Source organism: Laceyella sacchari (genome assembly GCF_024927925.1).
Taxonomy (GTDB): domain Bacteria; phylum Bacillota; class Bacilli; order Thermoactinomycetales; family Thermoactinomycetaceae; genus Laceyella; species Laceyella sacchari.
In genome coordinates this window covers 2,892,790-2,917,815 of sequence record NZ_CP103866.1, presented here as the reverse complement: position 1 = coordinate 2,917,815, position 25,026 = coordinate 2,892,790, and the positions used below count along the sequence as shown (strand labels likewise).

The window sequence follows — 25,026 nt, the reverse complement described above, 5'->3', positions numbered from 1 at the left end:
GAAGCATCAGTATAAATGGAAGAGAGTGTCGCAGATGAGCATTCTGACAGTTAAAAACTTAAGCCACGGGTTTGGTGACCGCGCGATTTTTCAAGATGTGTCGTTCCGGTTGCTCAAAGGGGAACATGTCGGCCTGATCGGGGCCAATGGCGAAGGGAAATCCACTTTCATGAACATCATCACCGGGAAGCTGGAGCCGGATGAGGGCAAAATCGAGTGGGCTTCCAAAGTGCGCGTCGGCTATCTGGATCAACATGCCGCGCTGAAAAAAGGGATGACGATTCGCGATGTGCTGAAAAGCGCGTTTCAATATTTGTTTGACATCGAAGCGGAAATGAACGAAAAATACGCCAAGATGGCGGAGGCCACCCCGGAAGAGCTGGAACGGCTGATGGAAGAGGTGGCCCCCTTGCAGGATTTGCTGACCAATAACGATTTCTATACGATCGATGCCAAGGTGGTGGAGATCGCCAGAGGACTCGGGTTGGAGGATATCGGTTTGGATCGGGATGTGCATGAGTTGAGTGGGGGGCAACGGACAAAGGTGCTGTTGGCCAAGCTCCTGCTGGAGAAACCGGATATTCTGCTGTTGGACGAGCCGACGAACTATTTGGATGAGCAACATATCACTTGGCTACAGAGGTATTTGCAAGAATATGAAAATGCGTTTATCCTCATCTCGCATGACATTCCCTTTTTGAACAGTGTGATCAATCTGGTCTACCATATGGAAAACCAGCAGCTAAACCGATATGTGGGTGATTATGACCGGTTTAAGCAGGTATATGAAGCCAAGAAACAACAGTTGGAAGCGGCCTATAAAAAGCAACAGCAAGAAATCGCGGAGCTAAAAGATTTCGTGCAACGCAACAAAGCGCGGGTGTCCACAAGGAATATGGCGATGTCCCGCCAGAAGAAGCTGGACAAAATGGAAGTGATTGAGCTGGCCAAGGAGAAGCCGAAACCGGAATTTCACTTTAAAGAAGCGCGTACGTCCGGCAAATTGATTTTTGAGACGCACCAATTGGTCATCGGCTATGACGAGCCATTGTCCCGCCCGCTGGATTTGCGGATGGAGCGTGGACAGAAGATCGCTTTGATCGGGGCGAACGGGATCGGGAAAACGACATTGTTGCGCAGTATCTTGGGTGAGATTCAACCCCTCTCCGGCACGGTGGAACGGGGGGAGTATTTACACATCGGCTACTTTGAACAAGAGATCAAGACGGCCAATCACAACACATGCATCGAAGAGATCTGGAATGAGTTTCCCGGATTTACACAGTTTGAAGTGCGCGCTGCCCTTGCCAAATGCGGATTGACAACAAAGCATATCGAAAGCAAAGTGGAGGTGCTAAGCGGCGGGGAGAAAGCCAAAGTGCGCCTGTGCAAGCTGATCAACAGAGAAACCAACTTGCTTGTCTTGGACGAGCCGACCAACCACTTGGATGAGGATGCCAAAGATGAGCTGAAACGGGCATTAAAAGCGTATAAAGGGAGCGTGCTCATCATCTGCCACGAACCGGAGTTTTATCGAGACGTGGTGACTGATGTATGGAATTGCGAAGCGTGGACGACAAAAGTGTTTTAAAAGGTCAGATGGGGATGCTGACCACCTGGGGCGAAAATTTAACATCGGCTTAGGAATCTTTTTATGAGCAAGCGCAGGCGGGGACATTGACGGCTGGAAAAATGGGATTGTCCCGCCAGCGTTTTTATTATAAAATGGAATGCGAACATGCATTCGTATCCGGAGGTTGATCAGCGATGAAAAGCTTCGTTCCCACTTTGGTCATGAGTGAATGTTGGCCCGAACCTTTTTCTTTTGTCGATCAGTATGGGGGACGGCCTTGGGGATTGCCGGAAGCGTTGTGGCCGTCTTGTTCAGATTGCGGCCGGGCGATGCCTTTGCTGGCACAATTTGCCCATCATCCGGAGCGGATCGATCTCGGACGCGAGGGCAGGCGTGTCTATCTTTTTTTATGCCAAAATGAAGAGGATCACTGTTATGAGGGACATGCCTTTGTTTTCTTGGAGGCAGAGCAGTGTACGGGCAGATGGACGGAGCGGCCCACTTCAGTCTCCACGCTGTTGCCATCAGTCACTGTTGTCGGTTGGCGTGAGAAGGAGGATGGCATTTCACCGGAGGAGTATGTTCGTTTTTTCCAGCGCTTGGAGGAAGGTGGGAAAGCCTGGTCGAGCCTGCATGAGATGGAGACCAAGCTGAAGGGAACCCCCACATTCATCCAAAAGCCGGGTGGGGATGCGTCTACTTTTGCCGGGCAGATCGATTGCTTTTTGAAAGTGATAGACAACATTCCGCCGGAGCTGTGGCAGAAGGATCAGCTTGGGCGTTCGATTTATCAGTCGCCCACAGAGGGATCGCTTTTTATGAGCCGCAGTAAAGAAGAAGGCATCGCTTACCTCGATTTTGTTAACTTTGGCGATTCGGGGATGGGATATTTCTTCATCCGACCTGATCGCGAGCGGCCCGAAGGGAGTTTTTTCTGGGATTGCTGTTAGCGATGAAGGGCAGTTGTCCCGTGGCGGAGCAGCGGATGGGGTTCTTCTGCTTCGCAGGGGTGGGTAAATCGGGATATACTATGGAAAAAGCTTGCCTTGCCATATGGCAAGCTTTTCTCATGGGAGGTTTACCAGATGGATGGGCGGACACGCGCTAACATTGCACCAGGGATGGAAGTACGGATTGTGTTAAAGCGGGATCAGCAGACGGGGAAGTTAACTCAAGGAGTAGTGAAGGAAATCTTGACGCATTCACCGATACATCCGCACGGGATCAAAGTACGTTTGCAGGATGGGCAAGTGGGTCGGGTCAAGGAAATTGTGTCTAAGACTTAATCATCCAGCCGCAGTTTGGCGATTAAGGGAAGATGGTCGGAAGCTTGCGGCAGGGGAGTGGAGACTTCTGCCTGGATCACTCGCCATTCCGGGCTGACAAAGATATAGTCCAATTGCCAGCGTGGATGGGGTGCCGGATAGGTGAGCAAAGGTTTTTTTTCTTTGGCCCGGCTGATGTCCGTCAGGTGGGATGACAGCTTTCGCCAAGCGGCGGAATCGGGACGCATGTTCCAATCACCCATCAGAATGACAGGGTGGGTTTCTTGCGTCACCCGATGCAGGATGAAATCTGTCTGCTTGCGGTGAAGCCAAGGGTTGAGAGGAAGATGGGTGAGATACACCTTGATCGCTCGCCCATGAAACTTCAGCTTGGCTTCCAGCAAGGACCGGTTTTCGGCGATGCGGCTTCGAAAAAGATGGTTTTGTGACGCAAGAATGGGCAGACGGGATAAAATGGCGTTGCCAAATTGGCGGTCGGGGCCTAGAGTGTGGGCTTTGCCGAACAAATGGTGCATCCCCAGCCGTTGGGCCAACCAATGGGCTTGATCCAGATAGCAACTTCGTCTGGAAAAGCACCGATCCACTTCATTTAATCCGATCACATCCGCATTTGCGGTTCTGAGCACATGCAAAACCCTCTCCATGTCCCACCGTCCATCGCATCCGCGGCCGTGGTGCATGTTTAACAACATCACTTTTAATCTCACGCTTTATCCCTCCACCTCTCATCTTTACCATGTTCGCTGGCTCGAATCAAGTAAATCGGCCCAGGCGGGAAATCTACTGGCGCCGGAGGAGATCAATGTACCGGGCGTGTTTTTTTATGGAAGTGGCTGGCGCGTGTAGCTGGTCTTCGTATACAATGGACTTCGACTTTAACAGAAACGGAGCGGATGACGTGTCCAATCATTACCGTAGCATTGGGTTTCACATTGCCACAGACGACGATATAGAAGCATTGGTTGACCAGCACATTTTGCAGGGGGCTGGGCGGGAAGTGAAGACACCGGACAGCCACTATGTGGAATATCTGTTGCCCGGCGGGGAGCAATTAACGTTACCTTTCGATGAGCAAGGGCGTATCATCGATCTCCATCCCCATTATCGGGGACAGGGGCGGATGACTGCCCGGCTGGAAAAAGTGCTGACTCACGATCAGTTGCCGTTGGAGCTCTCTTACTTCGCTTGGGCCAATCCCAAAGCCGGTCTGGTGGGGGAGGAGGCGCGGGGCGATTATCCTTTCTTGTTCGAGGTGCCGGAGTATGGGACGATGCGCCACTTGCAATCGTTGCCGCAGACGGTCTCTGTGCAGATCGCCGCATTTGCTTATGAATTGAGTTGCTATGCAGATGAAGCGGAGTATCAAGCAGCGAATGATCCAGATATGCCGATGGCGGTGGAATCATTTATCCCGACTGGATTGTTTGCCGATCCGGATGGAGGCGGTGAACCCCGCGCAGAAGCGATGCTGTCGGGCCGCGTGCTGGCCTGTGAGCGGAAAACCAACGCGTATTCCGGCCAAGATTATTGGGCGTTGTTGGTCAAGACGCCGGGTGGAACGATCGATGTGGTGTCCGCGCCGCAAACTGTCGAGGGGCACCCGCAGGTCGGCGGCATTTGCAAGGGCGTTTTTTGGTTGAGTGGACAGCTTGTCAGTGATTGGCGCAACAGGTAAAAACCTGATGGCGTAAAATGCCCGGAAGCAATATCCTCGTTGATATCCTCCCGGGCTTTTATCTCTCCGTATACACGGCTTAAGCCGTGCGTTTTCTCTTGGTCCAGTCCCTAGAAAACTTCTCATGGTATTGTGAAAGATGATAGCGGATAGATGAAGTGTGCATAAAGATAAGAAATAATTATTTTAAAAATAATGATACTTACTATTATACCTAAATAAATGTTAGATTATTTTTAACCGTTGTTATATTATGATGAAAAGAAAGTGTCGTTGCCAACGCCATCACACCCATGTAGAAACAAAGGAAGGGATCCCATTTGTCCGATTCACACAAAACACTCCACCTTTTGTTGTATGCCATGATCGGTTTAGCCGGCCTGGCGCTTGGCTTGCGGTTGTTTTTTGGAATTTACCAGGTGCATGGTGTCGGAATGGAACCCACACTGAAGAATAAAGAGCTTTGTCTGGTGGCGAACTATCCGCTGTCCCTGGAACAAGGGGATCTGGTCGTATTTCGTTCAAATTCGGGCAAACCGCTGGTTAGGCGGGTGATCGGCCTGCCCAAACAAAAAGTTGAGATCAAAGACAGCAAGGTCTATATCAACGGGCAATTGGTGCGCGAGCCTTATGTGGCCCGAGCCAAGGGTATTATTGATACCGCGCCTGTTCAAATTCCCGAAGACGAGTATTATCTCTTAAGTGACGACCGGCTGGACACGCTTGACAGTCGCCGGCTGGGAACCATCCACAAGGATCAGTTGTTAGGCAAGATCATCTATTGATTTTTAACTTTTGTTCTTTTATGCTATATTTCCGATAATGTCTTTCGAGGCACAAAATTGAAAACGGATACATCTGTAGCATAAGCACCTGGCGCAGAGCGGGTGCTTTTCACTGTCTTATAGCAAAAGTGAAGGGGTGTGACAGAGTTGAACGAGGCTTACGCACAGGAAGAAGCCCGATTGCAAGTGATGCTGAAAAAAATCGAAAAGCAGTTGGTCGAGTTGGAGGGGATTCCGCGTTACCGAGGCAAGGACTTGGTGGAACAGGCGCTCGACCATCAACGGCAAAATCGGTTAAAACAATTGCGTATCGCCCGAAATGAGCCTTATTTTGGAAGACTGGATTTTGCAGAAGACGGAAAAGAGGAGCCGACACCGCTCTATATCGGCAAATTCGGTGTGCAGGATGACAAAGAGAACGAGCCGCTGGTGATTGACTGGCGGGCTCCTGTTGCCAGCTTATTTTATTCATTTACAGGAGAGACGGACCGTGCTGAGTACACCTCCCCTGACGGAGTCATTGAGGGGACGGTGTATTTGAAGCGGAATATCGCGATTCGCAAGCAACAGATTCAGCGGGTGGTTGACAGTTATGTGCGGGGTGAAAAGTCATCGGGGATGGTGGATGAGTTTTTGCTTTACCGCTTGGGTGAAAAGAAAGATAACCGCTTAAGGGATATCGTGTCCACGATCCAGCATGAACAAGACCAAATTATCCGCGCCGAACGCAACCTCCCGCTCGTAATCCAAGGGGTACCGGGGAGTGGTAAAACCACAGTCGCTTTGCACCGCTTGGCTTATTTGCTGTACCAGTATCAAGAACAGCTACGGGCGGAACGGTTTGTCATCTTTGCTCCCAACCGCATGTTTGTCGATTATATCTCGGACGTGTTGCCGGAATTGGGCGTGGGCGATGTCCAGCAATTCACCTTTGCCGACTGGGCCTATGATTTTTTTGACGACGAGTTGCCACCGCCTGAGGAAAAGGAATGGGCGGATGAATTCATGATGGGGGGCAACGTCGATCAAGCGGAGTTGGCCTGGTTCCGATATAAAGGAAGCCTTGCGTTTTATGATCGGGTGGCAGCGTCTTTGACGGAGCTGGAAGCGACGTTTGTGCCGGAAAAGCCGTTTTCGCCTTGGGAAGGCAAAGGGTTGCCAGCGGAGGAGATCCGGCGTTGGTTTGCGGAAGAGTATCGGCATTATCCACTTCTGAAGCGGAAAGAACGCGTATTTGCGAGATTGAAGCGCTGGTTGGAGATGGAGCTGAAAGAAATACGTGATATCGATCCGCGGGGGAAGATTCGCAAACAAGCCAACCAGCGATTGCGCACCTATATGAAGGCATGGCCCCAACCCACTCCTTGGTCATGGTATCAGCACTTAATCAGCACGAAGTCATCCGAATTTGAAGTTGCGCCACCAGCGGCGTTTGTCCAAAAGGTGAAACGAAAGCAGGTCGGTGTTACCGATTTGGCTCCATTGCTGCACATCCATGTTGCGTTACACGGGATTTCCAACGAAAAAACGTTTGATCATGTGGTGATCGATGAAGCGCAAGATGTATCTCCTTATCAGTTGGCAGTGTTGCAACGGTTTTGCCAAAGCAACTCTTTCACCATATTGGGTGATCTGTTACAAAACATCCATGTCCATAAAGGGATTACCGAGTGGCGCGAATTGATGGACTTGTTTGCAAAAGGCACGTGCCGGTATGTGCAGTTGAACAAGAGCTATCGTTCAACCATGGAAATCATTCAGTTTGCCAATGAGATTGTCCGGGATTATGCCAAAGGAGTGGCTGTGGCTACGCCTGTTTATCGAAGTGGGGACCCGGTGCGGATGTTGTCCGTGTCGGCGACGGAACGGAGTGTGTTGTTGGCTCAGGAAGTGCAGGCTTTGATCGAGCGAGGGGTTGGCACCGTGGCCGTGGTGACGCGGACAGAAGCGGAGAGTGAGAGAGTAGCGGCCGAGTTGCGCGAACAAGGGGTGGAAGTGCATCTGATCACTTCCACGCAGGCAGAATATCACGGGGGCATTTCGGTGATCCCGATTTATTTAACCAAGGGAATGGAGTTTGACGCCGTCATTTTGGTGGAAGTGGATGAGGGGCGCTATCCTGTAGATGAGCTTCATGCTAAACTGTTGTTCGTAGGTTGTACCCGGGCTTTGCATCATTTGGTGATAATGTCTTCTGAGCGCCCTTCTCCGCTGTTGGAAAAAGCGGCGCGGCATGGACTGGGTGAATCGGGCGGTGAGGAAGTGTAACGTGAGCGTGGATGCTTGTTCGTCGCCCGAAAAAACGCCAAAAAACAAAAGAGAATATGGGTGACAACAATGAAGCTGAACGAATGTTTGAAACAACTGTATGACGAATTGGAAGAGTTGTCGATCACTTACGCCCCCCACCGAAAGGTTCAGGAAGAACATGAAATCCTCTTTGCTGATGAGTTTCCCATCCCGACAAATGGATTGATGTTAACCCATTGGGGAACGGATGCCGGCTCAACGACCGAATTCGTGCGGGAACTCCCTTCGTTGGAATTACGGCGCCATTTACCGGCCAAACAGTTGCAATTTTTCTTTGCCGATCTCTCCCCCGACGCCTGTTTGGCCTTTGTCTTGTTTTATTGTCGCCATCAGGGAGTGAGTGCGCAAGAGTTTCCGCTGGAGTGGTTGGATTACAGTATCCGTTGGGAAATGGGCGATGTGAAAACCACAGGGAAACCATTTGAATCTTGGGGTTGCTTACACAGTGCCTTGGCTTACGCTTCCTATGTGACGGAAGAGCAGATGCATGCGACTGGGGAGATGGCGGTGCGGATCGATCCGGAGCATGTGCAACGCGGGTTGCTTTCCTGCTTGTATTTGGTCATTCTTTTGCTTTTGGAAGAGGTGGCACCATATGAAGTGCCTGAGCTGGATCACATCGAAGAATACAATGCGGCGATCACCCATTTGCGCCTGGAGTATCAAAAATATTTGCAAGGCTTGAAAAATGCGACGGTGACGCAGTTAGAGCTTCCAGTGATCCATGCGAACCGAACCGTGCTGGTTGACGCTTTTATCACCAGGGAGAACACGAACATCGGCTTGTTGAAATCCTTTCTGATTCATGATGAAGAACGGACTTGGCTCCAGTCGGGTTTCCAGTTTATCGCTATCTACCGTCCTGATCTGAAAGGGACGGGTCGGGACATGGTGATCCAAGTTGATCCCACGATGAATCTACATCTACAGGATTTGTGGCGAAAATTGGAGGAGATGGAGGATGAACGTTGGGGCGGCGAGCGTCCCTGTGACCAACCGCTGGTTCCGGAGCGATCCCCGGCCAATCGCCCATGGATGGCTTCCAATGAAAATATGACCGCGTTATTTGCACCGCGGCAGTTGGATGATGGTACCATGGGCTCCAAGTTGGAATGGGCCGAGGTGGTCGGAGCGATCTGGGAGTTGTACAACCCCGCTAACTCCATCAAGGTGAACCCTTATCTGGCCGATGGTTCCATCGGGGCTGCGTGCAATATTTATGAGTGCGAACCCATTTATCACAACGGAAAAGTATTTATCGCCGCCAAGTGGAATTCATTGGGGAAACAACAAGTGTTTGTCAGTTCGCCGACGATGCAGCGATATTTGGCGGTTTGCGCTTCGGGCACATACCAGAACCGGGTGCCACCCATCCATCCTTTGCCGCCAAAGCATTCATTTGATTTTATTGAATTGCCGTGCGGCTATGCGCTGATTCATCCTGGCGGCATCTTAATCTTGGACGATTGGAACAGCGAACCGCTTGATTTTGCGCTTTATGCGGGAGAAGTGAAAAAACTGGTCGACAGGGTGAACACATTCCAACGCATCCGCGAAGAATGTGCGGAGGTGATGGAGTCGGTGGAAGAACTGTTGCAGCAAAATCAAACCCTGTCCGGGAAGAAGTTGATGGAGCTGAATCGGTGGATTACCGTCAAGAAGGTAGAGATTCGTAACAAGATATTGGCGACGATGCCATCTTCCGTAGATTATTACCTCGACCAGTTCCGTGAGACTGTGAAGAAGAGATGGGGATTGGGCACGCAGCTAAATGAGTTGTACAACACGGTGTCCGAATTGGAGAACATCATCAAAAGCCACAGCGAATTGCGCGTCGGTCGGCTAATTAACTTAATTACGATTTTCGGGTTTCCCATGGCGTTGTTTAGCGGTTTGTTTGAAATTGTGTTCGAAGATTTGCCCAGTCCCAAATGGTGGGGAATTCATTGGGTTGGGTTAGGATTGTTCGTCATTTTGTCCGCAGTGAGTGTCTTGGCTTTGAATCGATATGTACGAAAAGGAGCCAAACAGGAGAAACAATGGATGATGCGGCAGTGAACGGCTTGCCGGCTGCAGGGTGCGTACATGCACTTGCGGCCGGCCGGGAGGTGAAAGGGGTGTTGCTGATGATTATTCAGAATAATATGATAACATAAGTATAAAACCATGCTCGATATAAATGAGGTGACTGTTGTGAACAAAGGCCGCCTGTTGTTACTGGTGTTGATGACAACGCTTGTCTCCCTCCTGTCGACTGCTTCTCCAACTTTTGCTGCTACCACCTGGCGCTACACTGCTTTGGGTGACTCGCTTGGCACCGGTTTTGGTTCTTGGTATGGGTATGTATATCGCTACCGGGATTATATCGCAGCTGATACGGGAAATGATGTTTTGTTGACCAATCAGAGTGTAAATGGCTGGACGAGCGCTGATTTGGCAAAGGCGTTACAAACGGATGCAGATTTGCGCCATGCGGTTGCCAGCGCCCAAGTGATTACTTGGAATATCGGCGGCAATGATCTGCTTGGTGCGCGCAACAGCTATATCAGAGGGACGTGCGGGGGCGTTGACCAAGAGGATTGTCTGCGCCAAGCCGTTGCTCATTTCAAGCGGAATTGGGACCAGATCGTCGACAGTATCCAACGCTTGCGCGCTGGGCAACCAACCTTGTACCGGACGATGGATGTGTACAATCCCTTTGTCGATGAAGACAAACATGCCGCTGGTGCAGACCGAAGCAAAAGCCGGTTTGAAATATTGAAGCCTTATCTCGATGAGATCAACCGCCATATTCACGAGCGGCAAACCAAGGGGTATGCCGTAGCTAAGGTTTACGATGCCTTTAATGGCCCGAATCATGATCAAGACCCGGGTGCCAAAGGATTACTTTTTTGGGATGGTGTTCACCCCAATGACCAGGGGCAACGGCTGATTGCTGAGGCATTTCGCCAATTGGGTTATGCGTCACTTCGCTGACGTTGATCGCAAGAGAAAGTGTTTCCGGTAAGCGGCTTGTAGCGCGTGCCCGGAAACATTTTTTCGTGTTACTTATTTCAAAAAGGGGAGGTTTAGCGTTAAATCGTTCCTATTTTGACTTGTATTTTACAAAATTAAGATTTTTAATCAGTGCAGGTTTAGTATAATAGAATCGTTGAAAGGTATTTATTCATTTTTTATAGGGGGAGATGGGGCAGTGAGTCAATTTGAACATGAAAATCAAGAAACAGAAGCACAAGGAAATGGGCAAGTGCTTGACTTTCATGAAGAGAAAGAACGCCTGCGCCAGGATGAAGGCATTAAATGGATGATTAAAGCCGCCGAAGCGGGGGATGTATGGTCCATGGCGGAGTTGGCATACCTGCTTTTGACAGGCAACAAGGTGCGGCAAAACCTGGTTGAAGGTGAAAAGTGGTTGCGCAGAGCAGCTGAGGCCAATGACAAGTGGGCGATGATGGAGCTTGGATACCGGTTGATCGTGGGAGAAGGATTGGCTCAGGATGCAGTCGAAGGGGAGAAGTGGCTGCGACTGTCGGCTGAAGCCAATTATCCGGTGGCCATGCGCATCTTGGGTTACCGCTTGTTGGAAGGTGACGGTTTGGAACAAGACTTGGAAGAAGGGGAAGTCTGGATTCGCAGAGCAGCTGAGGCAGGTGAGGCGATTGCAATGCGGATTCTGGGTTACCGTCTGCTCAATGGTATCACCTTCCCGCAAAACATCGAAGAAGGAGAGCTTTGGTTGCAAAAAGCGGCTGAAGCGGGTGAAGTGGTGGCCATGCGTGAGTGGGGCAATTACTTGATCAACGGTGTCTCCAAAAAGTAACCGTACCCATCATGCCCTGCAAGAAGAACGGTCTGATATAGCAAGGGAGTGGGGGCGTAGGTCGCCACTCCTCCGGATTCGCAGCCAGTCGATGCCAAAGCCCTTCATGGGGCGAGCAAGATTTGAAATCGTGTCTACATAGATTGGAGAGTGTCGGGATGACTACCAAAACAAATCAGGTGTTGATGTACCGCAAGCCGAATCCGCAAGCGGAGCTGCGTCTGTTTTGCTTTCCATACGCAGGGGGCAGTGCCTCGATTTTCACCCAATGGCAAGCTCGGTTTTCCAATCGGATCGAGGTGTGTCCGGTTCAGTTGCCGGGCCGCGAAAATCGTCTATTGGAAGAGCCGGTGTCCTCGATTGAGCGACTGGTGCCGCAACTGGCTGATGAATTGGAGCCCTATCTGGATCAACCTTTCCTTATTTTTGGACATAGCATGGGAGCGTTGATCGGGTTTGAGCTGGCGCGGGAATTGCGCAGGCGGAACCGTCCGTTGCCGCAGAAGTTAATTGTTTCTGCCAAACAGGCGCCGCACATCCCCCGGAGCAAACCTCTCGGATATGACTTTTCCGACGAGGAATTGATCAATCAGTTGCGCGAATTGAATGGTACTCCGGAAGAGGTATTAGCGAACCGGGAGTTGATGGAATTGATCCTTCCCATCATTCGAGCCGATTTTGCGTTGGTGGACCGCTACGTTTACCGTGAAGAGGAGCCGTTGGCCTGCCCCATTTTGGCGTTTGGCGGAATCGAGGACCCTGATGTGAAACAGGAGGAGTTGGCGGCTTGGCAACAGATGACAGCGGGTGGGTTTGTTATGCAGCAGTTTGCAGGGGGTCACTTTTATTTGTTTCAAGAAAATACGGACGCTTTGGAACAGATTGTGGCGGCAGTGGAGAAGTAGCCGTGCGCTGTGGCCAGACCCGGCATTCGCCCGTCATGGGAATGCCGGGTTATTCGTTTTATACGAACTGATGAATTATTTATGATGTAAGGATTTACTTCATGCATGATCTATCCAATAAGGAGAGTTTGATGGTGAGCAACCATGGATTGTTTTCTTTTTTAGCAGATGTATCCGTCGATTTGGTGAGGTTAGGTGAACAGTTAGAACGAAATCTTTTTGATGATCCCCACGCATCGTTGGCTAAAGCGAGGGTGTTCGGCGAAGAATTGGCCAAGCTGATCGCCGCCAAGGAAGGGCGAGCCAAGCTGGTATCCGCCACCCAATACGAAAGGTTGAAAGCGTTGGCGCAACAAGGGGCGATCACCGAAGTGATGCGGAGCCACTTTGATTTTGTGCGGACAGAAGGGAACAAGGCCGTTCACAATCCGAAATACGAGAGCATTGAACAAGCTTTGCGCGCACACCGCATCTTATATGAATTAAGTGTATGGTTTATGAAACAGTACGTAAACCCGTCATTCATGCATGAGGGGTATGTTCATCCTCGCCCGACAAGTCCGGAAAACATTAGTCTGGATCGGATTGAAGAGATCTTGGAAAAGGCGCTGGAGAAGAAATTGAAACAGGTCATGTCTACTGATTCCGGAGCGACCGGCACCATGGAACAGGAGTCGGCGATAGCAGCGCAAACAAACCTGATAGAGAATAATGACAAAGTCTCAGAAGGAATGAAATGGCTGGCCAAGGCGGCAGAGGCGGGGGATGTGTGGTCGATGGCGGAGTTGGCCTATCGGTAATTGACGGGCAAGCAAGTGAAGCAAGATGTGGTCGAAGGGGAGAAGTGGCTCAGAAAAGCGTCGCAAGCGGGTGACAGTTGGTCGATGATGGAGTTGGGCTATCGCTTGTTAGTCGGGGATGGGTTGCGTCAGGATGCGGTTGAAGGGGAGATGTGGTTACGCCGGTCGGCAGAAGCGGAATATCCAGAAGCGATGCGGATTTTGGGTTACCGCTTGCTGGAAGGGGACGGCCTCCAGCGAAACGAGGCGGAGGGAAAACGGTGGATTCAGCGGGCGGCGGAGAAAGAAGAGCCGATTGCTATGCGCATTTTAGGCTACCGCTTGTTGCACGGCGTTGGGTATGAGCGGGATCAGGAGCAGGGTGAGTACTGGCTCCGCAAAGCCGTAGAAGCGGGTGAAGTGGTTGCGATGAGGGAGTGGGGCATGGCATTGATCGAAGGAACGGTTCTGCGCCAGGATGTGATTTCCGGGGAACGGTGGCTAACCAAGGCAGCAGAGGCAGGGGATGAGTTTGCGATGGCTCATCTGGCTTATAAGAAACTGACTGGTAAACAACTGCAGCAAGATATGATCGGGGGGAAAAATGGCTCAGGAAAGCGTCGCAAGCGGGTGAAAAATGGTCGATGATGGAGTTGGGCCGCCGTCTGCTGGCGGGAGATGGATTGATCCAGAATGCGCACGAAGGGGAGATGTGGTTACGCCGGTCGGCAGAAGCGGAATATCCGGTGGCCATGCGGATTCTAGGTCATCGTTTGATGGAAGGGGACGGCTTGCAGCAAAATGTGGCCGAGGGCAAAGCGTGGTTGCGGTGGGCGGCGGAGAAAGAAGAGCCGATCGCCATGCGCGTCTTGGGTTACCGCTTGTTATACGGTATCGGATATGTTCCAGACCTGGTGGAGGGGCAATATTGGCTCCGCAAAGCGGCGGAAGCGGGTGAGGTGATCGCGATGCGGGAATATGGCTTCGCACTGATCGAAGGAAAGGTCATGGCACAAGATATTGCCGCGGGAGAAAGATGGTTGACCAAAGCGGCGGAGGCAGGGGATGCCAAAGCCGGACAATGGTTGAAAAAGAAAAAAGGTGGCCTTTGGAATCTGTTCAGATTATGAGAAAAAGCCGAGTCATGGAAGGGAATCCACGACTCGGCTGAACAGCGATGGCAGTTGCCAACGGCGCGTCGCCCTTAATCCAATTGTAATTTGACAAACAGTGGCAGCGTTTCCACCCCGACGATCCGCGCATAAGTGTACAGTTGACCTTTGTGGTGGATCTCATGATCCCGCATCATTTGCAAGAGCACTTCACCCGAAAACGGACGACCAAATGGTTTGGTCACGTCCACCATCGCGGCAAACTTTTCATCTGGCAGGCTGGACAAGGATTGGCGGTTTTTGTCGGTCAGTGCTTGCGCCAACTCCCGCAACTCGGCGACGGTGTTCACAGCTTTTTCCGGCTCAGCAGGGGATACAAAATGTCCTGCGATAACCGAATTGACAAACATGTCAGCGGATTGCAGTATGTGCAAGACCAATTCTTTCAGGGACATGCCTTTTTCCCAAGGGCGATAATCCAAATGCTCGTCTTGCAAATGCTCCAACAACTCCAAGAGGACCAGGCGGTGACGCAACCAACTGTTGACAAAACCGTTTGCTTTGCTCATCAAGATTCACCTTCCAAATTAGAAGTTGCTTACAAAAGTATATTATAGCTGAAAATGGGGAGGATGAGATCAGTTTTTGCAAAAAAAGCCATCTGTTGTCCGTTTGCCGCCAGGGCGTGTTTGGCAAATCAAGTTTGTGGGGAAGAAGCGGCGAAAAAACCTTTTCTCGATGAGCGCCTCGCCACGCGTGAAGCGAATGAGAAAATGGTTTTGGAGCCGCTAGCCTATTTATCAGACACACCTTGGTGTTAATCCTGCCTTGGCCGTTTCCAAATGCCTAGTGCGATGGCAGTAACGAGAGAACCCACCACAATGGCCGCCGCGTAATGGAACGGCTTGTTGACGAGGGGGATGACGAACAATCCACCGTGAGGCGCGGGCAGTGTGATCCCTAGCCACAAGGATAATCCGCCAGCGACAGCCGCTCCGACAATGCAGCTTGCCAAAACACGCAAGGGGTCAGCGGCCGCGAAGGGAATCGCTCCTTCCGTGATAAATGAGGCTCCCAGGAGATAATTGGTCAAACCCGCTTTCCGCTCAGAGTCACTAAATTTGCGCTTGAAGAATGTGGTGGCTAACGCGATGCCCAATGGTGGAACCATTCCGCCAGCCATCACCGCAGCATGTGGGCCGAAGTTGCTCGCTTCCATGCAGGCGAGGCCGAATGTGAAAGCCGCTTTGTTGATGGGACCTCCCATATCCGCGGCCATCATGCCACCCAAGATCACACCCAACAGGACAGCGTTGGTGCCGGAGAGGCCACTAAGCCAAGCGGAAAGCGCCTTGTTTAGCGCGCCTACCGGGCCGTTGACAACGGTGATCATCAGGATGCCGGTGAGCAGGGTGCCCAACACGGGATACAAGAGGACCGGTTTGATCCCGTCGAGCTGTTCAGGTATGAAGGCCAATACTTTTTTCAGGCCGACCACGATGTATCCGGCTAAAAAACCGGCGATCAACCCGCCCAAAAAACCGGCTTGCGCTGAGGCTGCTAAGAAACCGCCAACAACCCCGGGAGCGAAGCTAGGACGGTCAGCGATGCTCATCGCAATAAAGCCAGCCAAAATGGGCACGAGGAAATGGAACGCTCCTTCACTGCCGATTTTCATCAACATTTCGGCGACAGGCCCTTTGGCCTCAATGCCACCCCAGGCGAAGGCCAAGGCGATCAGCACACCGCCCCCCACCACAAACGGCAACATGTTGCTTACACCATTCATCAAGTGCTTGTAGAAACCAGCACCTCCCCGAGAGGATTCCGAGCTGCGTGAGGTGTTGTCCGCAACATAGAGAGGGGCCTCCTGCCGGAGAGCGGCTGTAAGGAGCCGTTCCGGCTGATGGATGGCTTCGGCGACACGCACTTGAATGACGGGCTTTCCATGAAAACGGCTCATCTCCACCTGTTTGTCGGCGGCTACGATAATGGCGGTCGCTTGAGCAATATCTTCTGGTGTGAGCTTGTTTTTCACACCGGTTGACCCATTGGTTTCCACTTTGATGGTAAGGCCCATTTCCCGCGCTTTTGCGTTGAGCGCGTCAGCGGCCATATATGTGTGGGCAATGCCCGTGGGGCAGGCGGTCACCGCCAATATGAGCTGTTCGGTGGTGTCGGTGGTTGCCGTTTCTTCCGGCTCGTTTTCCAATTCTTTGTCTTGGATGAGCGCTACCAACTCTTCCGCCGTGTGGGCTTGTTCCAACTGTTGGCGGAAGGTGCTGTCCATCAGAAGAACGGACAGGCGCGACAAGGTTTCAAGATGGGCTTCATCAGCCCCCTCGCCAGCGGCGATCATAAAGAATAAATGGGCTGGTTGGCCGTCAAGCGTTTCATAATCGATGCCTTGAACGCTTTTGCCGAAGCAGATAGACGGTGTTTTGACGGCATCCGTTTTGGCGTGGGGAATGGCGATGCCGTCGCCGATGCCCGTCGATCCCGACGCTTCCCGCTTGAGAATCGCTTCTTTAAACTTGTTGCGGTCTGCGAGCCGTCCCGCTTCATCTAATTTGGCGACCAGTTCATCGATGACTGCCTCTTTGGTGGTCGCTTGGAGTTCCATGATGATGGTGTCCGGTTTTAATAGGTCTGTAATCTTCATGAGGCCCCTCCTTACAGTTTGGTTAGCTCGACTTGTGGATAAACGGCTTCGATCGTGTCTAGGTTGGCCAAGTCCGCTGAAAAAGCGGTAGCGCCGCCAGTCGCAATACCATAGCGGAATGCGTCCGGCACTGAACCATGTTGCGACAGATGGCCGATGAAGCCAGCGACCAAGGAATCACCCGCGCCCACAGAGTTGACTACGGTGCCGCGTGGCACGTTAGATCGGTAGATCCCTTCGGCGGTGAACAACAGAGCGCCCTTGTCGGCCATCGATACAATGACATGCTTGATTCCTTGGGCTAACAGCTTTTCGCCATAAGGGATCGTTTCGTCGAGCGAGGTGAAGGTCGTGTTAAATAATTCACCCAGCTCGTGGTGATTTGGTTTGATCAGAAAGGGATGGTGGCGAACCGCCCGTGCGAGTGCTTCACCGCTAGTATCGACTACCACCTTGATGCCGCGTTTGCCATAGGTGACCAACAGTGTTTGATACAGGTCAGGAGGGAGCGAAGGAGGAATGGTGCCAGCGAGCACCAGCATGTCCCCGGGCTGGAGGCGTTCCAGCTTTTGCAGGAATTGCTGTAGGCGATCAGGGGGGATGGAAGGGCCTGCGCCATTGATTTCTGTTTCCCCGCTCTGCTCCTTTAGTTTGATGTTGATGCGTGTATCCCCGTCGATATGGACAAAATCATGCGCCACTCCCTCACTCGTCAATGCTTCGGTGAGATAGGTGCCGGTGAACCCGCCGACAAAGCCGAGGGCGGTGGTTTCCACCCCTATCCGCGCTAAAATGCGGGAGACATTGATTCCTTTGCCGCCTGGGTATTTCTGTTCCTGGTCCATGCGATTCAATTCGCCTCGGCGCAAGGTTTGAACATGGACGGTAAAGTCGATTGATGGATTGAGTGTTACTGTATAAATCATGTGTCCACCTCAATAATGTCGGTCTGATTTAAATAGGATTGCCGCTGTTCTTCCGGGAGCTTGTCGGTGATGATGCGCATCTCATGGATGTCAGCGACTTTAGCGAAGGCCACTTCATGGAACTTCTGGCCGTCCGCCAGCACATATGCCTGGCTGGCCAAGCGCGCCGCCGTTTTTTTAATCATGGCTTCTTCGGGATCGGGTGTGGTGTATCCCAGCTCCAAATCAATGCCATTGGTGCCTAAAAAACACTTGTCAAAACGATAGAGGCGCAAGGACTCCAAGGCCATGCTCCCAATCATCGCGCGGGTGGACAATTTGATCATTCCCCCCAGCAAGTAGGCGCGGATTTGCCGTTCAGCCAGTGCTTCCAATTGCGCGAAGCCGTTGGTGACAACGGTCAGATTTTTGGCTTGCAGGTGGGGCACCATTTCCAATGTGGTGCTGCCCGCATCGAGATAGATGCAATCACCGGGCTCAACCAAGGAAGCGGCGGCTGCAGCGATGCGCTGTTTGATTTGAAGGTTTTTGGTTGATTTTTCAGCAATGGTTGGTTCGGCTCCCTTGGTTTGTAGCAAGGCGGCTCCGCCGTGAATCCGCTTGAGGAGACGGCGCCGTTCCAACTCGATCAAATCGCGGCGGATGGTGGATTCTGACGAATCTGTCGCTAGGACAAGCTCTTGCAGCTTGACAGCACCCTTTTGTTTCAGCAGATCCAAGATCACTTGGTGTCGTTGAATTGTAAGCGTTTTCGTTCACCTCGCTTCCTTCTTATCATAGCGGATGTCGTTTGTTTAATCAATCAATTTCTTTCATTTTCTATCTTTTTCATTCAAAACGAATGGGATAAATCTACATCAAATACAAACTTTTACAGATGATTTGTAACCAAATTAGTAAAATCAAAAGAGGAAATATCATGACGGTAAACAAAATCATATTGACAAACAGATTGCCTTCTGTTGATTATGAATTGAGGTAACAGGGATAGTGAGAAAGCGCCAATCCCAAGCGTTGATTCACACTTGTTGGTGCAACAGCATTCCGTTCACTGTGTGGCCGATAATGGTCAAGACGAAGGGATGGGAACGCGTTGACAAATGAGGTGAGTCCCGCACAAGGGAGATGAACAGCTTCATCTCCAGAATTTCCATTGATTGCAACATGATTGCCGAAAAGCTTGTTTCCGGATGTTTTGTTTACTGTTGGCGGGCGCAGTTGGCTCGATTTGACTTGCGTCGCCGATCACCACGGCAAGCGAACACATTGGTAAGAAAGGGGCTAGCTGATTGTTCTTCGTGAGTCTGGCATTGATTCTGTTGTTGGCGGTTGCCGGGGGAATCTTGTTGGCGCAGGGGCTGATCTTGGAAGGGAGTGCCTGTTTGGTTACGAGTGGCGTCCTTTTTTTGCTGTGGTTCATCTATTACAGGCGGCGCCGGAAGAAGTGTGACGACTTTGATTGCGGATGCGATGTGATTGACTGTGACTGCGTGGATTGCAAGTGCGTGGACTGCAATTGTTCGGACTAAAGCGAGGGGAGAAGCGAATGGAACACTGGCTTGATTGGTTGAAGTTCGTGCCCTGCCACCGCAAGCCAGAACGGTGTTTTCATATGGGGGGACAACCCTTACCCGTCTGTGCGCGCTGCCTGGGCATCATGATGGGCTATTTGTTTATTCCGATTCTGCTGTTGATTCCGCTTGTGCCGCCTTGGCCATTCGGGTTGTTGGCACAGATGCCGATGCTGATCGACGGGGGGACACAATGGCTGGGTTGGCGCCAGAGCAACAATTTCCTCCGCGTGGCGACGGGCCTGCTCAGCGGCTGGGGTCTTTCTGTCATCGTGGTGGATGGTGCACTAAAGTTGGTCCAATTAATTAAATAAAACAAAAATCATAAATTTGGCATAAAGATTCATTTTATGGAGAAGATAGAGGTAATGGGAAAATATTTCTTGTCCCGAAAGAGTTGAGGAAACGGTTTCTTTTTGTGTTTTTTTCAGATTATTTATCGTTTTATGTGATATTGCGGGGGCTTTCGAGGGCAAGGAATAAAAAATTAAGTAGTTGGAAAAAATTACACTCCTTTATATGGAAAAATTTATATGTTTATTCCTTTATAAAATGAAATAGATGGAGTAATATAGAAATAACAAGAATTCGGAAAGGATAGGTCGCGATGAACATTTTGGAAATGAGTGAAGTGGGCAAATACATTCGTAAAGTGAGAAAGGAAAGGGGATTGCGGCTGGAAGATCTCTCTGACCAGCATATCTCCACGGCCACGATCAGTAATATCGAGCGTGGCGTACCTCATGTGAACAAAGACAAAGTGTTGTATCTCATGAACAAGCTGGGTTTGGATCTGAGTGAAGTGCCCGACATGATCGAAAAGGACACTGGGAGCATCGAAAGCTTGCAAGTGAGATTCACCGCGATTGAAACCATGATCCAACTTGGCAACTACCAGCGTGCTTTAGCTCTGTTGTCCGATTTATCCGATGAGGTTACCTCTCAACACCAAGCAACGATTCACTACCTCAAAGGGCGCATTCACTTTATCAAGCGAGATTGGCGCAAAGCAGAAAGGGAACTGAGCGAAGCCATCCGTCTCGCTTATCAGGACCCCTACTCTCCCAAAGTCAACTTGGAGGCGGCCAGTTACTTGTGTCTGTCGGAATGCCGTATGCAACACAAGGACTGGGAGCAAGCGCTGAAATATGTTGAGCGAGGGCTGGACGCTTTAACTGATGAAGAAGAAATTTTCGAACAAATGCATGTAAAGCTTTTGCTCGCTCGTATTGAAAATCTGCAAAAGCTGGATCGGGCCGATGAGGCATTGCGCGGTGTTGACGAGGTATGGGCTCTGTTGCCGCAGATTCGCTCACGCCAGTTGATCCTCCAGACGTATGCGCTTCGGGCAGAACTCCTGCGTAAGATGAAGCTTTACCAAGATGCGATCCGCTATGCTCGCGAAGGAAGCCAAATCGCCGTGGGCAGCAAGGAGTATGGGGGAATGTTCCGGTTGTGGTCGGTGCTGGCACACTCCTATCAAGACGCGGGCCAATTGGCTGATGCAGAGGTTGCATTTGAGTTTGTACTGGAGCTGGGAGAGCATGTGAACGATAAAGAAGATTTGGTGCAGGCGAGCTGTTCGTTGGGACAGGTTTATCTCATGCAAGGGAAAATGGAACAAGCGCGAGATATACTGAAGCAGGCTTTGGATATGGCCGAACGCATTCACCATGGTTTGTTGACCAGCACGGCACTGATCTTGTTGGGGCAAGCGATGAAAAATATGAACCATTATCTGGATGCTATTGAATATTTCCAAAGCGCTGGCAAGATTGCGGACAAAAATAAGTTAAAAGACCGCGTCTACCTGTGTTATTATGAACTGGCAGATTGTTATGAAAAAATTGGTGAAGAAGCGAAATTTCAGGAAGCGACCCAACTGATGTATCAAACGCAGAAAGAGCTCAACAAAAACAAACTGTATTTGTGAATTTGATTGACACGGTTTTGCGAAATAGCTATATTATTGAGATATAAAAATAATCTCTTATCCAGAGTGGCGGAGGGACTGGCCCAATGAAGCCCGGCAACCTGTTGGATATTCCAATGTGGTGCTAATTCCTGTCAGAGAGTGTTCTCTCTGAAAGATGAGAGTGATAAGCGAGCGGCAAACACCTTTCATCTTTCGGAGATGAATGGTGTTTTTTTTATTTTGAGGAGAGGGTGGAGCCAGCATGGCCAAGCAGTGTGTGTCTGAACGACTGAAAGAGAAAATCCTCATCTTGGATGGCGCGATGGGGACGATGTTGCAACAAGCTGGGTTGACGGCGGCGGACTTTGGGGGGGAAGCCTTAGATGGGTGTAACGAGATGCTGAACCTGACCCGACCTGATCTGATCGAGTCGATCCACGATGCTTATTTTGCGGCGGGGGCAGATATTGTAGAAACCAACACCTTTGGAGCGACTCCCATCGTGTTAGCAGAGTATGAAAAGCCTGAATTGACGGAAGAGATCAACTTGGCGGCGGCGAGGTTGGCGGTGAAATCATGCCGCAAGTTCTCAACGCCGGAATGGCCGCGCTATGTTGCCGGAGCGATGGGTCCGACCACCAAAACGCTGTCCGTGACAGGTGGCACCACCTTTGACGAGCTGGCCCAAGGGTATTATTTGCAGGCGAAAGCTTTGATTCAAGGGGGCGTTGACTTTCTCTTGTTGGAAACATCGCAAGACACGTTAAATGTCAAAGCAGGGAGTGTGGGTATTGAGCGGGCATTTGCTGAATTAGGTGTCACTCTGCCGGTGATGGTCTCCGGCACGATTGAACCGATGGGAACCATGCTTGCGGGACAGACGATCGACTCTTTTTATGTGTCGATCGAGCATCTCAAACCGTTTGCTGTCGGCTTGAATTGCGCGACCGGCCCCGAGTTTATGACCGACCATATTCGCACCCTGGCGGGGATGGCTCGGTGCGCCGTCAGTTGCTACCCGAATGCCGGTTTGCCTGATGAAAATGGTGACTATTTGGAAACGCCGCAAGCGCTGGCCCGTAAAATGGCCGAATTTGCAAATAACGGTTGGCTCAATATCGCCGGAGGCTGTTGCGGCACCACGCCTGATCACATCCGGGCGATGAGTGAAGCATTGGCCGGCATTCAGCCACGCCAGTTGCAAGCTACGCATGCTCCCGCTGTATCGGGAATTGAGGCGGTCTTCTTGGAAGACAATCGCCCTATTTTAGTAGGGGAGCGGACCAATGTTATCGGTTCGCGCAAGTTTAAACGCTTGATCGCTGAAGGGAGTTATGAGGAAGCATCAGAGATCGCCCGCAAGCAGGTGAAAGGGGGAGCCCAGGTAATCGACATCTGCCTGGCTGATCCTGACCGTGATGAATTGGCCGATATGGAGAAGTTTTTGGCGTTTGTCACCAAGAAAGTCAAAGCGCCGCTGATGATCGACTCCACTGACCCCCAAGTGATTGCCCGCGCACTGACCTACACGCAAGGCAAAGCAGTGATCAATTCCATCAACTTGGAGGACGGCGAAGAGCGCTTCCAAGAGGTTTTGCCGCTGGTGAAGCGATTTGGAGCCGCGGTGGTGGTAGGAACCATTGATGAACAGGGTATGGCTGTTTCACGGGAGCGCAAGCTGGAAGTGGCATTGCGATCGTATGAGTTGTTGGTGGAGAAATACGGCATCGCGCCAGAGGACATCATTTTCGATCCCTTGGTGTTCCCCGTGGGCACAGGTGATGAACAGTACATTGGGTCGGCTGTGGAAACGGTGGAGGGGATCCGCCTGATCAAAGAGGCGCTTCCCGGCACTGCCACCATCTTGGGTGTGTCCAACGTCTCCTTCGGCTTGCCATTGGCCGGTCGCGAAGTCCTTAATGCTGTTTATCTGTATGAATGCACCAAAGCCGGTTTGGACTTTGCCATCGTGAATACCGAAAAACTGGAGCGCTACGCTTCGATTTCGGAAGAAGAACGCCGATTGGCGGAGCGATTGCTCTTTGATACCAACCAAGCTAATTACGATGCGGTACTGGCTGAATTTACGGCCTTTTATCGAGACAAAAAAGTGGAAGAGAAAAAGCAATCAGACCATCTGACATTGGAGGAGCGCTTGGCGCGCTATGTGGTGGAGGGAAGCAAAGACGGCCTGTTCTCCGATCTGGATGAGGCGCTGACCAAATATAAACCGCTTGATATTATTAATGGGCCGCTCATGGCGGGCATGGATGAAGTGGGGCGCTTGTTCAACGACAACCAACTGATTGTGGCTGAGGTGCTACAGAGTGCCGAGGTGATGAAAGCATCCGTTGCTTATCTGGAGCCGCATATGGACAAAGCGAAGACGCATGCCAGGGGGAAAGTGATCTTGGCGACAGTAAAAGGTGATGTCCATGACATCGGCAAGAATTTGGTGGAAATCATCATGGCCAATAACGGTTACGAGGTGGTAAACCTCGGCATCAAGGTGCCGCCGGAACAACTGATCGAAGCGGCGCGGCGTGAGCGTCCAGATATGATCGGGCTATCCGGCCTGTTGGTGAAGTCCGCCCAACAGATGGTAGTGACTGCGCAGGATTTGCGAAAAGCGGACATCCATGTGCCGATGCTCGTCGGTGGGGCAGCGCTGTCACGCAAATTTACGGATACCCGGATCTCTCCCGAATACAATGGCCCCGTTTTGTATGCCCGGGACGCCATGAATGGGCTTGAATTGGCGAATCGTTTGATGAATCCGGAAGAGAGAGCTGCGTTGGAGGCCGAGTTGCGGGCTAAGCGGGTTGAAGCGAAAGCGGCGAACACCGAAGTGAAAGCGAGTGTGCAGGTGGCTGTACGGCGTGTCAGTGAGATCAACCGCCAAGCCCCGGTGTTCGTCCCGCCCGACTATGAAAAACATGTGTATCGGGATGTGCCGCTCGCGCAATTGCGTCCTTATATCAATGAGCAGATGCTCTTGGGCAAGCATTTGGGCCTGAAGGGAAATGTGGCGGAGCTGTTGGCAGCTGGTGATGAGAAAGCTTGCCAATTGAAAGCACAAGTGGATGAGTTGTTTGCCGCGGCTATTTCCGACCGCTTGATCCGGCCGCACGGCTGCTATCGGTTTTTTCCGGCACAAGCGGATGGCGATACAATTCTGATTTATGACCCCAACGATCACAGTCGGATTATTGAACGGTTTACTTTCCCAAGACAGACAAAAGGCTCTTATCTCTGTTTGGCTGACTTTGTGCGGCCGGTGGAGTCGGGAGAGATGGATGCTGTCGGCTTTTTCGCCGTCACCGCCGGTTTGGGAGTGCGTGAGCAAGCGGAAACGTGGAAAGAGCAGGGCGACTACTTGCGTTCCCACTTGTTGCAAGCATTGGCATTGGAGACGGCGGAAGGGTTTGCGGAACGGATTCATCAGGTGATGCGTAGTGCTTGGGGCTTCCCCGACCCGGTCACCATGACCATGAAAGAACGATTTGCCGCCAAATATCAAGGGATTCGCGTATCGTTTGGTTACCCGGCTTGTCCCGACCTGGAAGACCAAGTCAAGCTGTTCCGATTGCTTGAGCCGGAAGAGATCGGGGTTGCGCTGACGGAAGGGTTTATGATGGAGCCAGAAGCGTCGGTGTCGGCGATGGTGTTTGCGCACCCTGAAGCCCGTTATTTCAGTGTGGTATAAG

24 protein-coding genes and 1 riboswitch are annotated in these 25,026 nt (G+C 51.3%); of the genes, 18 read left to right on the top strand and 6 right to left on the bottom strand.

What is annotated here, in order from left to right:
- The first annotated feature begins 34 nt into the window (after positions 1-34).
- The 3 genes from NYR52_RS14285 (at position 35) to NYR52_RS14275 (ending at position 2,859) form a co-directional block, all read left to right on the top strand.
- The gene (locus tag NYR52_RS14285; protein ID WP_259435886.1) at positions 35-1,591 is read left to right on the top strand and encodes an ABC-F family ATP-binding cassette domain-containing protein; all 1,557 of its coding nucleotides are present in this window, start codon (positions 35-37) and stop codon (positions 1,589-1,591) included.
- A 176-nt stretch (positions 1,592-1,767) separates the two neighbouring features.
- Positions 1,768-2,523 (top strand): hypothetical protein, encoded by a 756-nt coding sequence (locus NYR52_RS14280; RefSeq protein WP_259435885.1) that lies wholly within the window; start codon positions 1,768-1,770, stop codon positions 2,521-2,523.
- Positions 2,524-2,658: 135 nt separating this feature from the next.
- A complete protein-coding gene (locus tag NYR52_RS14275) occupies positions 2,659-2,859 on the top strand; it encodes a YwbE family protein (RefSeq protein WP_259435884.1) in 201 nt (66 codons plus the stop codon).
- On the opposite strand, the gene NYR52_RS14270 is transcribed toward NYR52_RS14275, so the two are convergent.
- The gene (locus NYR52_RS14270; protein WP_029071924.1) at positions 2,856-3,566 is read right to left on the bottom strand and encodes an endonuclease/exonuclease/phosphatase family protein; all 711 of its coding nucleotides are present in this window, start codon (positions 3,564-3,566) and stop codon (positions 2,856-2,858) included. The two genes, NYR52_RS14275 and NYR52_RS14270, sit on opposite strands and share 4 nt — an antisense overlap.
- Before the next feature lie 95 nt (positions 3,567-3,661).
- Here NYR52_RS14270 and NYR52_RS14265 point away from each other — a divergent pair, with 95 nt between their 5' ends.
- The 10 genes from NYR52_RS14265 (at position 3,662) to NYR52_RS14220 (ending at position 14,263) form a co-directional block, all read left to right on the top strand.
- Positions 3,662-4,534 carry a hypothetical protein gene (locus NYR52_RS14265; protein ID WP_132221244.1) on the top strand — a complete coding sequence of 291 codons (873 nt, stop codon included), beginning with the start codon at positions 3,662-3,664 and terminating at the stop codon, positions 4,532-4,534.
- A 320-nt stretch (positions 4,535-4,854) separates the two neighbouring features.
- A complete protein-coding gene (gene lepB / locus NYR52_RS14260; protein ID WP_132221242.1) occupies positions 4,855-5,319 on the top strand; it encodes a signal peptidase I in 465 nt (154 codons plus the stop codon).
- A gap of 138 nt (positions 5,320-5,457) precedes the next feature.
- Positions 5,458-7,587 (top strand): HelD family protein, encoded by a 2,130-nt coding sequence (locus NYR52_RS14255; protein WP_259435883.1) that lies wholly within the window; start codon positions 5,458-5,460, stop codon positions 7,585-7,587.
- A 69-nt stretch (positions 7,588-7,656) separates the two neighbouring features.
- On the top strand, positions 7,657-9,687 hold the full coding sequence (locus NYR52_RS14250; RefSeq protein WP_259435882.1) for a hypothetical protein: 2,031 nt from the start codon (positions 7,657-7,659) through the stop codon (positions 9,685-9,687).
- 135 nt (positions 9,688-9,822) lie between these two features.
- Positions 9,823-10,605 (top strand): SGNH/GDSL hydrolase family protein, encoded by a 783-nt coding sequence (locus NYR52_RS14245; protein WP_158283285.1) that lies wholly within the window; start codon positions 9,823-9,825, stop codon positions 10,603-10,605.
- A 217-nt stretch (positions 10,606-10,822) separates the two neighbouring features.
- A complete protein-coding gene (locus tag NYR52_RS14240; protein WP_022737112.1) occupies positions 10,823-11,449 on the top strand; it encodes a tetratricopeptide repeat protein in 627 nt (208 codons plus the stop codon).
- A 158-nt stretch (positions 11,450-11,607) separates the two neighbouring features.
- Positions 11,608-12,354 (top strand): thioesterase II family protein, encoded by a 747-nt coding sequence (locus NYR52_RS14235; protein ID WP_035952075.1) that lies wholly within the window; start codon positions 11,608-11,610, stop codon positions 12,352-12,354.
- Positions 12,355-12,485: 131 nt separating this feature from the next.
- Positions 12,486-13,154 (top strand): DUF4145 domain-containing protein, encoded by a 669-nt coding sequence (locus NYR52_RS14230; protein WP_259435881.1) that lies wholly within the window; start codon positions 12,486-12,488, stop codon positions 13,152-13,154.
- The gene (locus tag NYR52_RS14225) at positions 13,155-13,781 is read left to right on the top strand and encodes a tetratricopeptide repeat protein (protein WP_259435880.1); all 627 of its coding nucleotides are present in this window, start codon (positions 13,155-13,157) and stop codon (positions 13,779-13,781) included.
- Positions 13,778-14,263 (top strand): tetratricopeptide repeat protein, encoded by a 486-nt coding sequence (locus tag NYR52_RS14220; RefSeq protein WP_259435879.1) that lies wholly within the window; start codon positions 13,778-13,780, stop codon positions 14,261-14,263. Before NYR52_RS14225 ends, NYR52_RS14220 begins: the two co-directional genes overlap by 4 nt.
- Positions 14,264-14,337: 74 nt before the next feature.
- Here NYR52_RS14220 and NYR52_RS14215 read toward each other — a convergent pair whose 3' ends face one another.
- Complete coding sequence (locus tag NYR52_RS14215; RefSeq protein ID WP_132221234.1) at positions 14,338-14,814, bottom strand: DinB family protein; 477 nt, start codon at positions 14,812-14,814, stop codon at positions 14,338-14,340.
- A 63-nt stretch (positions 14,815-14,877) separates the two neighbouring features.
- Between NYR52_RS14215 and NYR52_RS14210 the strand changes: the two genes are divergently transcribed.
- Positions 14,878-15,066 (top strand): hypothetical protein, encoded by a 189-nt coding sequence (locus NYR52_RS14210; RefSeq protein ID WP_259435878.1) that lies wholly within the window; start codon positions 14,878-14,880, stop codon positions 15,064-15,066.
- Here the strand turns inward: NYR52_RS14210 and NYR52_RS14205 are convergent.
- From NYR52_RS14205 to NYR52_RS14190, 4 genes are all read right to left on the bottom strand, one after another.
- Positions 15,063-16,907 carry a PTS fructose transporter subunit IIABC gene (locus NYR52_RS14205; RefSeq protein WP_259435877.1) on the bottom strand — a complete coding sequence of 615 codons (1,845 nt, stop codon included), beginning with the start codon at positions 16,905-16,907 and terminating at the stop codon, positions 15,063-15,065. The genes NYR52_RS14210 and NYR52_RS14205 overlap by 4 nt on opposite strands.
- Positions 16,908-16,918: 11 nt before the next feature.
- Positions 16,919-17,833: a 1-phosphofructokinase gene (gene pfkB / locus NYR52_RS14200; RefSeq protein WP_132221228.1), complete on the bottom strand. Its 915-nt coding sequence runs from the start codon at positions 17,831-17,833 to the stop codon at positions 16,919-16,921.
- On the bottom strand, positions 17,830-18,573 hold the full coding sequence (locus NYR52_RS14195; RefSeq protein WP_132221226.1) for a DeoR/GlpR family DNA-binding transcription regulator: 744 nt from the start codon (positions 18,571-18,573) through the stop codon (positions 17,830-17,832). The genes pfkB and NYR52_RS14195 overlap by 4 nt, the downstream gene beginning before the upstream one ends.
- Before the next feature lie 279 nt (positions 18,574-18,852).
- Entirely contained in the window at positions 18,853-18,987 is a 135-nt protein-coding gene (locus tag NYR52_RS14190; RefSeq protein ID WP_259435876.1) for a hypothetical protein, read from the bottom strand.
- 135 nt (positions 18,988-19,122) lie between these two features.
- Between NYR52_RS14190 and NYR52_RS14185 the strand changes: the two genes are divergently transcribed.
- The 4 genes from NYR52_RS14185 to metH all read left to right on the top strand — a co-directional run bounded on the left by NYR52_RS14185 (position 19,123) and on the right by metH (position 25,025).
- A complete protein-coding gene (locus tag NYR52_RS14185) occupies positions 19,123-19,362 on the top strand; it encodes a hypothetical protein (RefSeq protein WP_132221224.1) in 240 nt (79 codons plus the stop codon).
- Positions 19,363-19,379: 17 nt separating this feature from the next.
- Entirely contained in the window at positions 19,380-19,718 is a 339-nt protein-coding gene (locus NYR52_RS14180; RefSeq protein WP_259435875.1) for a DUF2085 domain-containing protein, read from the top strand.
- Between the two features lie 293 nt (positions 19,719-20,011).
- Positions 20,012-21,337, top strand: a complete 1,326-nt coding sequence (locus NYR52_RS14175; RefSeq protein ID WP_132221220.1) for a tetratricopeptide repeat protein — start codon at positions 20,012-20,014, stop codon at positions 21,335-21,337.
- Between the two features lie 54 nt (positions 21,338-21,391).
- Positions 21,392-21,501: riboswitch (SAM riboswitch) on the top strand.
- An 80-nt stretch (positions 21,502-21,581) separates the two neighbouring features.
- The gene (gene metH / locus NYR52_RS14170; RefSeq protein ID WP_259435874.1) at positions 21,582-25,025 is read left to right on the top strand and encodes a methionine synthase; all 3,444 of its coding nucleotides are present in this window, start codon (positions 21,582-21,584) and stop codon (positions 25,023-25,025) included.
- Position 25,026: the final 1 nt, after the last annotated feature.